A 12,596-nucleotide genomic window follows, 5' to 3' on the forward strand; every position below is an offset into this window, starting at 1 on the left:
GCCCCTGATGACCGACGGGCTCTGGTCCCCGAGCCTGCTCGCCGGCCGGCCGGCCGGCGAGCCGACCGTGCTGCCGAACTTCGTCGACGGCGAGTTCGACACGTCCGGCGCGCGCTTCCCCAAGGTCTCGCCGGTCACCGGCGACACCATCCGCCACGTCGCCGAGGCCGACGAGTCCACCGTGGACGCGGCGGTGGCCGCGGCGCGGTCGGCGGTGCGCGGGCCGTGGGGCCGGATGGGTGAGCGGGACCGCGCCGCGGTCCTGTACCGGGTCGCCGACGAACTGGAGCGCCGGTTCGAGGACCTGGTGGCGGCCGAGGTCGGTGACACCGGCAAGTCGATCTCGCAGGCCCGGACCCTCGACATCCCACGCGGCGCGGCCAACTTCCGGGCCTTCGCCGAGATCGTGGCGACCGCGCCGACGGAGTCGTTCACCACCGCCACGCCGACCGGCGGGCGGGCGCTCAACTACGCGGTGCGCAAGCCGGTCGGGGTGGTCGCGGTGATCGTGCCGTGGAACCTGCCGCTGCTGCTGCTGACGTGGAAGGTCGCGCCGGCGCTCGCCTGCGGCAACGCGGTGGTGGTGAAGCCGTCGGAGGAGACGCCGTCGTCGGCCACGCTACTGGCCGAGGTGATGGCGGCGGCGGGCGTGCCCGACGGTGTCTTCAACGTGGTGCACGGGTTCGGGCCGGGCTCGGCCGGGGAGTTCCTCACCCGGCACCCGGGGGTGGACGCGATCACGTTCACCGGCGAGTCGGCCACCGGCGGGGCGATCATGCGGGCTGCGGCCGACGGGGTGAAGGCCGTGTCGTTCGAGCTGGGGGGCAAGAACGCCGGCCTGGTCTTCGCGGACGCGGACCTCGACGCCGCGGTCGAGGGCTCGGTCCGGTCGTCGTTCACCAACGGCGGTCAGGTCTGCCTGTGCACCGAGCGGCTGTTCGTGCAACGGCAGGTGTTCGACGAGTTCACCGCGCGGTTGGCGAAGCGGGCCGACGAGTTGACGTTCGGCTGGCCGGCCGACGAGGCCACGGTGAACATGCCGCTGATTTCGCACCAGCACCGGGAGAAGGTGCTCGGCTACTACGACCTGGCCCGCGCCGACGGCGCGACGGTGCTCGCCGGTGGCGGCGTACCCCGGTTCGACGACGCCCGCGACGGCGGCGCCTACGTCAAGCCGACGGTGTTGACCGGTCTGGCCCCCACCGCCCGGATCAACCGGGAGGAGGTCTTCGGCCCGGTGTGCCACGTGACGCCGTTCGACGACGAGGACGAGGCGTTCGCCCTGGCCAACGACAGCGAGTACGGGCTGGCCGGCACCGTCTGGACCCGGGACGTGGGCCGGGCGCACCGGGCCGGCGCCCGGCTGGAGGCCGGGATCGTGTGGGTGAACACGTGGTTCCTGCGGGATCTGCGCACCCCGTTCGGCGGGGTGAAGGCGTCAGGTGTCGGCCGGGAGGGCGGCGTCCACTCGCTGAACTTCTACTCCGAACTGACGAACGTCTGCGTGGACCTGTCATGAGCGACGTGGTTCGGGCCGCGGCGCTGCTCCGCGCCGCCCACGAGACCGGGCAGCCGGTCGCGCCGCTGCGCGGCGACCTGCTGCCGGTCGGTGACGTCGACGCGGCGTACCGGGTGCAGCGGGCGCAGGTCGCCGACTGGGAGGCCGCCGGCCGGCGGCGGGTCGGCGCGAAGATCGGCCTGACGTCGCGGGCGGTGCAGGAGGCGTTCGGCGTCCACCAGCCGGACTTCGGGGTGCTGTACGCGGACATGGCGGTCCCGGACGGCGACGAGATCGACCTCGGCCGGCTGGTGCAGCCCCGGGTGGAGGCCGAGGTGGCGTTCGTGCTCGGCGCGGACCTGCCCTTCGAGCAGCCGACCACCGCTGACGTGATCCGGGCGACCGACCACGTCCTGCCGGCGATCGAGGTCGTGGACTCCCGGATCGCGGACTGGGACATCTCGATCGTGGACACGGTCGCCGACAACGCCTCCTCGGGCCTGTTCGTCCTCGGCAACCAGCCGCGCGCGCTGTCGCAGGTCGACCTCCGGCTGGCCGGGATGGTGCTCGAACACGCGGGGGAGCCGGTGTCGGTCGGCGCCGGGGCGGCCTGTCTCGGCCATCCCGTGCACGCGGTCGTGTGGTTGGCCCGGAAGCTGGCCGCCGCGGGCAGTCCGCTCGTCGCCGGTGACGTGGTGCTGTCCGGGGCGCTCGGCCCGATGGTGCCGGTCACCGCCGGCGCGGCGTACGAGGCACGTATCTCCGGTCTGGGTTCGGTCCGGGTCTGTTTCGGTGTGGGGGTGGGGCAGTGAGCACGGGTGTGGCGGTGATCGGGTCGGGGAACATCGGCACCGATCTGATGATCAAGGTGTTGCGGTTGTCGGAGTCGCTGCGGATGGTGGCGATGGTCGGGGTCGACCCCGCTTCCGACGGCCTCGCGCGGGCCCGCCGGCTCGGGGTGGCCACCACCGCCGACGGGATCGACGGGCTGCTGGCGATGCCGGAGTTCGCCGACGTGGCGGTGGTGTTCGACGCGACGTCGGCCGGAGCCCACCGCCGGCACGCCGCGCTGCTGCGCGAGCACGGCCGGCTGGTGGTCGACCTGACCCCGGCCGCGGTCGGCCCGTACGTGGTGCCGCCGGTCAACCTGGACGAGCACCTGGACGAGCCGAACGTGAACATGGTGACCTGCGGCGGCCAGGCGACCGTACCCGTCGTCGCTGCCGTCGGCCGGGTGACACCCGTGCGGTACGCGGAGATCGTCGCATCGATCGCGTCGCGCTCGGCGGGCCCGGGCACCCGGGCGAACATCGACGAGTTCACCGAGACCACGGCGCGGGCGATCGAGGTCGTCGGCGGCGCCCGCGCCGGCAAGGCGATCATCGTGCTGAACCCGGCGGAACCGCCGTTGCTGATGCGGGACACCGTCTACTGCCTGTGCCCCGACCCGGACGTCGACCGGGCGGCCGTCGCGGCGTCGGTCGAGGCGATGGTCGCCGACGTCGCCGGGTACGTGCCCGGCTACCGGCTCAAGCAGCAGGTGCAGTTCGACCCCGTGGACACCTACGTGCCGGCGCTCGGCGGCCGGTTCACCGGGGTGCAGGTGTCGGTGTTCCTGGAGGTGTCCGGGGCCGGGCACTACCTGCCGGCGTACGCCGGCAACCTGGACATCATGACGTCGGCCGCGTTGCGGACGGCGGAGCGGATGGTCGCACGACGCGCCGAGCGGGAGGTACCGGCATGACCGGGCTGTACATCCAGGACGTGACGCTGCGGGACGGCATGCACGCGGTGCGGCACCGGTTCACCGTCGACCAGGTCCGGTCGATCACCGCCGCGCTCGACGCGGCCGGAGTCGCGGCGATCGAGGTCGCGCACGGCGACGGGCTGGCCGGTTCGAGCGTGAACTACGGGCACGGGGCCGCCTCCGACGCGGACTGGATCGCGGCGGCGGCGGAGGCGGTCACCACCGCCCGGCTGACCACGCTCCTGCTGCCCGGCATCGGCACGATCGCCGACCTCAGGGCCGCCCGCGACCTCGGCGTGACGAGCGTGCGGATCGCCACGCACTGCACCGAGGCGGACATCTCCGCGCAGCACATCGGGTGGGCGCGCGACAACGGCATGGACGTGTCCGGGTTCCTGATGATGTCGCACATGAACGAGCCGGCGGCCCTGGCCGAGCAGGCGAAGCTGATGGAGTCCTACGGCGCGCACTGCGTCTACGTCACCGACTCCGGCGGCCGGCTGCTGACCCGGGACGTCGCCGAGCGGGTCGACGCGTACCGTCAGGTCCTCGACCCGGCGACGCAGATCGGCATCCACGCCCACCACAACCTGTCCCTCGGCGTGGCGAACAGCGTGGCGGCGGTCGAACACGGCACCGTCCGGGTCGACGCCAGCCTGGCCGGGCACGGCGCGGGCGCCGGGAACGCGCCCCTGGAGGTGTTCGTCGCCGTCGCCGAACTGCACGGCTGGGAGCACGGCTGCGACGTGTTCGCGTTGATGGACGCGGCCGACGACCTGGTGCGGCCGTTGCAGGACCGGCCGGTCCGGGTGGACCGGGAGACGCTCACCCTCGGCTACGCGGGGGTCTACTCCAGCTTCCTGCGGCACGCCGAATCGGCGTCGGAGCGCTACGGCGTGGACGTCCGCTCGATCCTTGTCGAACTCGGCCGCCGCCGCATGGTCGGCGGGCAGGAGGACATGATCGTCGACGTGGCCCTCGACCTGGCCACCGCCACCGCCCGGACCGGAGGGGACCGATGACCACCGTCGACCAGCTCGCCGCGCGTCTCGACGCGGCGGCGACCAGCCGGGTCGCGGTCCCGCAGCTCGGCGCCGACGTCGGCCTGGACGTGCCCACCGCCTACCGGGTGCAGGAGGCCGTCGTCGCGCGCCGGGTGGCCCGCGGCGAACGCCCGGTCGGGCTGAAGCTGGGGCTGACCAGCCGGGCCAAGATGGCGCAGATGGGCGTCGACGAGGTCATCTGGGGTCGCCTCACCGACGCCATGCGCATCCCCGACGGCGGCACGCTCCGGCTCGCCGACCACCTCCACCCGAAGGCGGAACCGGAGGTCGCCTTCCTCGTCGAGGGCGGCGCGATCACGGCGGTCGCGCCGGCGATCGAGGTCATCGACTCCCGGTACGTCGACTTCCGCTTCACGCTGCCCGAGGTCGTCGCCGACAACACCTCGGCGAGCGGCTTCGTGCTCGGCGCCTGGCAGCCGGTGCCGGCCGGGATCGACAACCTCGGCGTGCTGCTGGAGGTCGACGGACGCGCCGTCCAGGTCGGGTCGACGGCGGCCATCCTCGGCGATCCCCGGCGGGCCCTGCCCGACGCGGTCCGGCTCGCCGGCGCGTACGGCGTGGACCTGGCCGACGGCGCGGTCCTGCTCGCTGGCGCGGCCACCGCCGCCGTCCCGCTGCGCGGCAGCGCGCACGTCCGGGTCACCGTCGAGAAGCTCGGCACGGCGTCCCTGCGGGTCGGGTCGTGACCGGGCGGAGCGGGGCCGACCCGGGCGGGGTGGTGCCCGGCCTGGCCACGCCGCGCGGCCGGTTCCCGCACGTCCGGGTCGCCGGCGACCTGATCTTCGTCTCGGGTACGTCCAGCCGCCGACCGGACAACAGCATCGCCGGCGCCCGGGTGGACCCGATGGGCGTCACCGACCTCGACATCCGCGCGCAGACCCGCGCCGTCCTCGACACCATCCGCGACATCCTGCGCTCCGTCGACGCCGACCTTGCCGATCTGGTCCAGGTCACCACGTATCTGGTCAACATGAACGACTTCGGCGGCTACAACGAGGTGTACGCCGAGTACTTCGACGAGACCGGCCCGACCCGCACCACTGTGGCGGTGCACCAGTTGCCGCACCCGCACCTGCTCATCGAGATCCAGGCGGTGGGGCGCCGCCGCGCGACCCGCTGACGGGGCTGCTCGCCCATACCTTGACAGACGTCGATGTTAACGTGAACATTCGTTTACCGGCGTGTAACGGCCGAAGGCTGTTCGGCCACGCGAGCTGACGAGGTCGCTGGAGGTTTCCATGGCAGGAGCGGATCGGGCGTCGCGGTCGCGGGGTCGGCGGGTCGTGGCGGTGCTGGGCGCCGTGGGCCTCCTGCTGGGCGCGGGGGTGGCGTACGGGGTGCCGTCCGCCTCGGCGGCGACCGTGGACACGTCGGCGTCGTACGTGTTCGTGAACCGGCACAGCGGCAAGGCGATGGATCTCTACGACTGGTCCACGGCGGAGAACGCGCCGGTCAACCAGTGGACACGTAACGACCTCGCGGTGCAGCAGTGGCAGTTCGTCGACGCCGGTGGCGGGTTCTACAAGGTGCGGTCGCGGCACAGCGGGAAGGTGCTGGAGCTGCCGAACGGCAACGACGGCACCCAACTGGTGCAGTCCACCGACAGGTCGTCGGCGACCCAGCAGTTCCGGTTGCAGGACTCCGCCGGTGGGTTCGTGCGGTTCGTGAACCGGCAGTGGAACAAGGTCATCGACGTGTGGGAGTGGTCGACGGCCGACGGCGGCCGGTTGGCCGGCTACTCCGATCTCGACGGCGCCAACCAGCAGTGGCAGCTCATCCGTCTCGGCGGCGGGACGCCGAGCACCCCGCCACCGGCCTACCCGCAGCCGATGACGGTCTCCGGGGACGTCGGCGTCCACGATCCGACGGTGGTGAAACGACCCGACGGCACCTACCTCGTCGCGCACACCGGTGACAACATCGCGTTGAAGACCTCCACCGACCGGGTCACCTACCGCAACGCGGGCACCGTCTTCCCCGGCGGCGCGCCGTGGACCACGACCTATACCGGTGGCGCGCGCAACCTGTGGGCGCCGGACCTGTCCTACCGCAACGGGCGCTACCACCTGTACTACTCGGCGTCGACCTTCGGCTCCAACCGCTCGGCGATCTTCCTGGCCACCAGCGCCACCGGCGCCTCCGGGAGTTGGACCAACGAGGGACTGGTCATCGAATCGCGGACCTCGGACACCTTCAACGCCATCGACCCGAATCTGTTCGTGGACGACCAGGGCCGCTGGTGGCTCACCTTCGGCTCGTTCTGGTCCGGCATCAAGATGATCCAGATCGACCCGTCGACCGGACGCCGGCTCGGCAACGCCATGCACAGCCTCGCCGCCTACGGCCCCGGCATCGAGGCGCCAGTCCTGGTCAAGCGCGGCTCGTGGTACTACCTGTACGTCTCGTTCGACAGGTGCTGCCAGGGCGCCGCCAGCACCTACCGGGTGATGGTCGGTCGTTCGGCGAGCCCGACCGGGCCGTTCGTCGACCGCACCGGCCGGGACATGCTCTCTGGCGGCGGCACCCAGATCCTGGCCTCGCACGGCAGCGTGCACGGACCCGGCCACCAGGCGGTCCTCGCCGACACCGACGGCGACCTTCTCTTCTACCACTACTACGCCGACAACGGCACGTCGCTGCTCGGCGTCAACCGCCTCCGCTACGACGCCGACGCCTGGCCCTACGTCTCCTGATCCGGCTGTCCCGCCCGACGTCCCGTCCCCCTTGGAGGGCCCATGCGGCTCCGACACCTTCTCCAAACGGCGGCGGTCGCCGACGCCCCGGCCCGCCGGCGTTCGCGGCCGATCCTGGCGGCGGTGCTCGCCGTGCTCGCCGTGTCCGCCGGTCTGCCGGTGGGCGGGCCCGCGCAGGCCGCGCCCGCGGTGAACTACACCAACCCGCTCGTCAACCAGCGGGCCGATCCACACATCGTCCGGCACACCGACGGCTACTACTACATGACCGCGACGGTGCCGCAGTACGACCGGATCGTGCTCCGGCGGGCCACCACCCTGCAAGGGCTGGCCACCGCCGCGGAGACGACGATCTGGCAACGCCACACCAGCGGGGAGATGGGCGCCCACATCTGGGCCCCGGAGATCCACTTCATCAACAACAGGTGGTACGTCTACTTCGCCGCCGGGCGGACCGACGACGTGTGGCGGATCCGGATGTACGTGCTGGAGAACGGAAGCGCGAACCCGATGTCCGGCTCGTGGACCGAACGCGGCCGGATCACCACGCCGTGGGACACGTTCAGCCTGGACGCCTCCACGTTCGTGGTCGGCGGGGTGCGGTATCTGACCTGGGCCCAGCAGGAGCCCGGCATCACCACCAACTCCAACGTCTACCTCGCCCGGATGGGCGCCAACCCGTGGCAGATCACCGGCCCGGTCACCCGGCTGGTGGTGCCGACGTACGACTGGGAGACCCGCGGTTACCGGGTGGCCGAGGGCCCGACGGTGATCCAGCACGACGGCCGGGTGTTCCTCACCTACTCGGCCAGCGCCACCGACGCCAACTACTGCCTCGGCCTGCTGAGCGCGTCCGCCGGCGCGAACCTGCTCGACGCCGCCGCCTGGCGCAAGAGCCCGACCCCGGTGTTCGCCAGCAACGCGGCCACCGGCCAGTACGGCCCCGGGCACAACTCCTTCACCGTGTCCGAGGACGGGCAGAGCGACATCCTGGTCTACCACGACCGCAACTACCGGGACATCACCGGTGACCCGCTCAACGACCCGAACCGCCGGACCCGGATCCAGAAGCTCTACTGGAACGCCGACGGCACCCCGAACTTCGGCATCCCGGTGGCCGACGGGGTCACGCCGGTCCGGCTGCGGGCACACGACCTGACCGACAGCTACGTCCGCCACTACGACTATCGCGCCCGGATCGAGCCGAACGTGACGAACCTGGCCGACTCGCAGTTCCGCATCGTCCCCGGTCTCGCCGGCGGCGGGACGGTGTCGTGGGAGTCGACCAACTTCCCCGGCTACTTCCTGCGCCACCGCGGCTTCGCCCTCTACGTCGAACGCGACGACGGGTCGACCCTGTTCGACGGCGACGCGAGTTTCCACCGGCGGAGCGGCCTGGCCGACAGCGCCGGAATCTCCCTGGAGTCGCAGAACTACCCCGGACGGTACGTCCGCCACCGCGACGGCCTGCTCTACGTGGAGACGGTCACCTCGACCGCCGACCGCGCCTCCGCCACCTTCCACCTCGAGTAGTGACCGCGCCGGATCCGCGCTTCTCGGTCCGCTGTTCATCTGTCGCCTGCCGATCATGCAACCGCAGTTCAGACGGCTCCTCAAGGCTCAGCGCAGGACGTGAGAGACGCGCAACCGAGGAGTGCTCGTGACGGACAAAGACATGGACAACGCCGACCGACCGCAGGTGTCCCGCCGGCAGTTGGTCAAGTACGCCGGTGTCGGCGCGACGCTCGCCGCCGCCGGCCCACTCGTCGGCGGCGAGCCGGCGGCGGCCCGGGAGAACAGGAGCGGAGAGGCTGCGCGGGGTGGGCACCAGAAGCGGGCGTGGCGGGCCGGTGACCACCACGTCCACTCCGAGTACAGCGGCGAGTTCGACACCTCGACGAACCCGCCGACGTTCCACAAGGGCGCCGACGCGGTGTACCCGATCGTCACCAACGCGATCATGGCGAAGAACTTCGGCCTGACCTGGGCGATGTGCACCGACCACGGCGGTCCCACCCACTCGAAGGTCAACCTCGAGCAGGCGTACCCCGATCTGCTGCGCTCCCGCCGGCTGGTGCCGGAGGTGTTGCAGTTCTGGGGCATGGAGTTCGACGCGCCGGCGCTGGACCACCACACGCTGATGATCCCGCGCCACGACGACGAGGCGAAGATGCTCTTCGAGCTGGAGAGCCGCTTCGCCAAACGGGACCCGTTCCCGGCCGACCCGGGCAGCGACACCGAGGCCAAGATGATCGAGTTCCTCAAGGTGGCCCGCGGCATGCCGCTCAAGCCGCTGGTGATCGCCCACCACGCCTCCCGGTCGGCCACCGGGCTCGGCGTCTACGGCCAGGACACGCCGCGGGAGTTCCGCAACGGCCACAACGTCGCCCCGGAGGTGTACGTCGGTTTCGAGGGCGCCCCCGGGCACCAGGCCAGCCCGCTCAACGGCGGCAGCCGTGGCGGCTACGGCAACCATCCGACCTACGGCGGCTTCGACCAGATGACCGCCCGCGTCGGTGGGCTGTGGGACTCCCTGCTCGGCGAGGGACGCCGCTGGTGGATCACCGCGACCTCCGACTCGCACGTGCACTGGACCCGCGGCGGCTCGGACTTCTGGCCCGGCGAGTACAGCAAGACCTACGTGCTGGCCCGGCAGGACTACGGCGACATCATGGACGGCCTGCGCAACGGGCGGATCTGGGTCACCACCGGTGACCTGATCACCAGTCTCGACCTCACCGCCAGGTCCCAGGGCCGCACGGCCGAGACCGGACAGACCATCACGGTGAGTCGCCGCCAGCGTCGCGACGTCGAGATCGAGATCCGGTTCCGGCCGCTGCACGGCCGCAACGCCAACGGCGACCGCCCGGAGGTCCGCCGCGTCGACCTGATCGTCGGCCGGATCACCGGCCCGAACCCCGACCCGGACGCCGACACCAATCCCAGCACCAGGGTCGTCGCCCGGTTCGGCCCGCGGGACTGGCGCCGGCAGGGCGCCGACCACGTCATCCGCCACACCCTGCGCGACGTGGACGGCGACCTCTACGCCCGGGTACGCGGCACCAGCACCGACGAGGCCGAGCCGCTCGCCGACGGGCTGGAGAGCCCGTGGGAGGACCTGTGGTTCTACTCGAACCCGGTCTTCGTCCACGTCCGCTGACCGCGCCGGGCGACTCCGTGCGTGGCCTGGCCACGGCGTGACGCTGTTTCCGGCATTTTGCCAGCGGGACAGCGGAGGTCTTTGTGAGGCTGTCATCGTGGTGGTGGCGCGCGGTGACAAGGCGGTTGAGCTGCGTGTTCACGGAGTGTCAGGCGCCTCGGCGGAGGCGATCGTCGACCATCCGATCGTGGTGCGGGTGGCGGGGGACCGGCACGCCGGCTTCTACCGGGTCCGGGAAGGGCTCGGCTCGGCGGGCGGCGCCACCGCCGGGGTCGTGGTGGAGGCGTACCGGTGGGGGGCCCTGACCGCCGGGGTGGCGGTGCGGACGGCGTCGATGCTGCTGTTGTTGCCGTTCATGCTGGGCAACCTCGCGGTCTGGCTCCGTCCCACGCTGGCGGACCGGTTCGGTCTGCTCGGCGGGCTGTGCCGCCTGCTCGCCGGCTCGCTGACCGTGGCGATCACGCTGGCGTTGGTCGGGGTCACGATGAATCTGCCCGGCTGGCAGTGCGTTCCCCACGTGGAGTGTCGGGACGGGCGGCCGTACCTGTCGTGGCTCGTCGCGTTGCCGATGGGGCCGCGCCTGGCGGTGCTCGCGTTGGTGCCGCTGCTGGCGTTGCGTGTGTTCTGGGCCGTCGGGTCGCGATCGGCCCGCGCCTTCGAGGGCTTCGGTACGGAGCCGGCGCGCGAGCGGTTCCTGGAGTCGACCGCGAGCCTCGCCGCGCCCGGCATCTGGCACGACGAGCGGATGACGTCATGGCTGCGGCAGATCCACGTCGGCCTGGGCGCCGGCACGGTCGACGTGGCCCTGGTCGTCGCGGTGTCGCACGGCCGGTGGAACGGCGTCGCCGTCGGACTTCTCGGCCTCGCCGCCGGACTCGTGGCGTTCTGCGCCGCGCTGCTGCTGGCGACGGTCCCCACGGGGTGGGCCGGACCGTTGCGACGCCTGCTGTGGATCCTCGTCGCGGTGGCCACCGTGTCCAGCCTGGGATATGCCGCCTCCCTGCGGGAGGTTGCCGTGGGGGTCGGGCAGATGCCCGGGTACGAGGGGGCCGTCGCCGGCCTGTTCGCGGCGCAGGGGCTGCTGCTGGTCCTGATCGCCGCCGTGACCCTCGTCCGGCAGCGCACCCGGCCGGCCGGCGCGCACGCCCTGCTCCGCGGACTCGGCACACCGCTGGTGGCGGCGATGTCGGTGACCGTCGCGTCCGCTTACACCACCACGCTGGTGTTCCGAACCGCGGACCAACTCGACCGGGGCCGCATTCCTGATCCGATCCGGCCCAGCCCGCCTGCGCTGGGCCCGCTGGAGCCGCCGGTGGCGTACTGGTGGGCCGCGCTCGCCGGGCTCGCCGCGTTGCTTGTCGTCACCGCCGCGGTCGCCGTCACCCTGCCTGCCGCCCGACGCCGACGACGGGCGTACGCGCGGCGCGTGGTCGAGCGGGACTATCCGGACGTGCCCGCCTCGGCGGCCCCTCGGCTGCACGCGGTCCGCGAGACGATCGCCAGCTCCTTCGTCACCGAGGAACTCGGGCCGACGCTCGTCGCGTTCTTCGTGGTGTCCTCGCTCGGCCTCGCCACGGTCGCGCTCGACCTCGTCGGGATCGGACCGACCCAGCTCGCCGCACGCCTCAACCGGCGGCACGACGCCCTCGCCGTGCTCACCGCGTACGTCACCGACATCGGTATCTGGATCATCAGCCTCCTCGTCGTCGGACTGCTGGTCCTGGGCTACCGGGCGTACCGGTCGCCGGAGACCCGCCGGCTCGTCGGTGTGCTGTGGGACCTGGGCACGTTCTGGCCGCGCACGGTGCACCCGTTCGCGCCGCCCTGCTATGCCGCCCGCGCCGTGCCCGAGTTGACCCGACGGGTGTGCGCGCTCGCCGCCCGGGGGCCCGTGGTGATCTCGGGGCACAGCCACGGCTCCGTGCTGGCCGCCGCCACCGTCCTGCAACTGCCGCCCGAGGCTCTGCCCCGGGTCGCGCTGCTGACGCACGGCAGCCCCCTGTATCGCGTGTACGCCCGCCTGTACCCCGCCTTCCTCGGTGAACGGGTGCTGTGCGATCTCGGTGAGCGGATCGACTGGCGGTGGCGCAATCTCTGGCGCGACACCGACCCGATCGGCGCGTCGATCTTCGACCATCCCGACGTCGCGCCCGACGTGCCGCCGGTGGCCGCCACGGTCGACGTGCGCCTGCGCGATCCGCCAAGCGTCACCGTGGCGCCCGCGGACACCGTCCCACCCCCGGTCGAACGCCACTGGCCCTACCACACCCAACCCGAATACCAGGACGCTGTCCGGTTCCTCCTGGACCGGATGAACCGTGGGTGAGATCGGGCGTGACGGCCGTGAGAACGGTGGCGGGGGCGCGACCAAGTCGACGCCAAGTGGGCGCCATGTGTGGGGCCGCAGACTCGGGGCACGACATCGCACCGAGTG

The 12,596-nt window shown here is 72.1% G+C and carries 10 protein-coding genes; all 10 read left to right on the top strand.

What is annotated here, in order from left to right; translation table 11 throughout:
• Window positions 1–7 precede the first annotated feature (7 nt).
• The 10 genes from O7613_RS07355 (at window position 8) to O7613_RS07400 (ending at window position 12,488) form a co-directional block, all read left to right on the top strand.
• A complete protein-coding gene (locus O7613_RS07355) occupies window positions 8–1,519 on the top strand; it encodes a 2-hydroxymuconic semialdehyde dehydrogenase (RefSeq protein WP_281583520.1) in 1,512 nt (503 codons plus the stop codon).
• Entirely contained in the window at window positions 1,516–2,310 is a 795-nt protein-coding gene (locus O7613_RS07360) for a fumarylacetoacetate hydrolase family protein (RefSeq protein ID WP_282292914.1), read from the top strand. Before O7613_RS07355 ends, O7613_RS07360 begins: the two co-directional genes overlap by 4 nt.
• Window positions 2,307–3,242: an acetaldehyde dehydrogenase (acetylating) gene (locus O7613_RS07365; RefSeq protein WP_281583518.1), complete on the top strand. Its 936-nt coding sequence runs from the start codon at window positions 2,307–2,309 to the stop codon at window positions 3,240–3,242. Before O7613_RS07360 ends, O7613_RS07365 begins: the two co-directional genes overlap by 4 nt.
• On the top strand, window positions 3,239–4,267 hold the full coding sequence (gene dmpG, locus O7613_RS07370) for a 4-hydroxy-2-oxovalerate aldolase (protein WP_281583517.1): 1,029 nt from the start codon (window positions 3,239–3,241) through the stop codon (window positions 4,265–4,267). The genes O7613_RS07365 and dmpG overlap by 4 nt, the downstream gene beginning before the upstream one ends.
• On the top strand, window positions 4,264–4,995 hold the full coding sequence (locus O7613_RS07375) for a 4-oxalocrotonate decarboxylase (protein WP_282292915.1): 732 nt from the start codon (window positions 4,264–4,266) through the stop codon (window positions 4,993–4,995). The genes dmpG and O7613_RS07375 overlap by 4 nt, the downstream gene beginning before the upstream one ends.
• The gene (locus O7613_RS07380; RefSeq protein ID WP_282292916.1) at window positions 4,992–5,429 is read left to right on the top strand and encodes a RidA family protein; all 438 of its coding nucleotides are present in this window, start codon (window positions 4,992–4,994) and stop codon (window positions 5,427–5,429) included. Before O7613_RS07375 ends, O7613_RS07380 begins: the two co-directional genes overlap by 4 nt.
• 118 nt (window positions 5,430–5,547) lie before the next feature.
• The gene (locus tag O7613_RS07385; RefSeq protein WP_282292917.1) at window positions 5,548–7,002 is read left to right on the top strand and encodes a family 43 glycosylhydrolase; all 1,455 of its coding nucleotides are present in this window, start codon (window positions 5,548–5,550) and stop codon (window positions 7,000–7,002) included.
• Window positions 7,003–7,044: 42 nt separating this feature from the next.
• A complete protein-coding gene (locus tag O7613_RS07390) occupies window positions 7,045–8,535 on the top strand; it encodes a family 43 glycosylhydrolase (RefSeq protein WP_282292919.1) in 1,491 nt (496 codons plus the stop codon).
• A gap of 127 nt (window positions 8,536–8,662) precedes the next feature.
• Window positions 8,663–10,162, top strand: a complete 1,500-nt coding sequence (locus O7613_RS07395; protein WP_282292921.1) for a phosphoesterase — start codon at window positions 8,663–8,665, stop codon at window positions 10,160–10,162.
• 145 nt (window positions 10,163–10,307) lie between these two features.
• Entirely contained in the window at window positions 10,308–12,488 is a 2,181-nt protein-coding gene (locus O7613_RS07400; protein WP_282292922.1) for a hypothetical protein, read from the top strand.
• The last annotated feature ends 108 nt before the right edge of the window (window positions 12,489–12,596 follow it).

This window comes from Micromonospora sp. WMMD975, assembly GCF_029581215.1.
Classification (GTDB): Bacteria; Actinomycetota; Actinomycetes; order Mycobacteriales; family Micromonosporaceae; genus Micromonospora.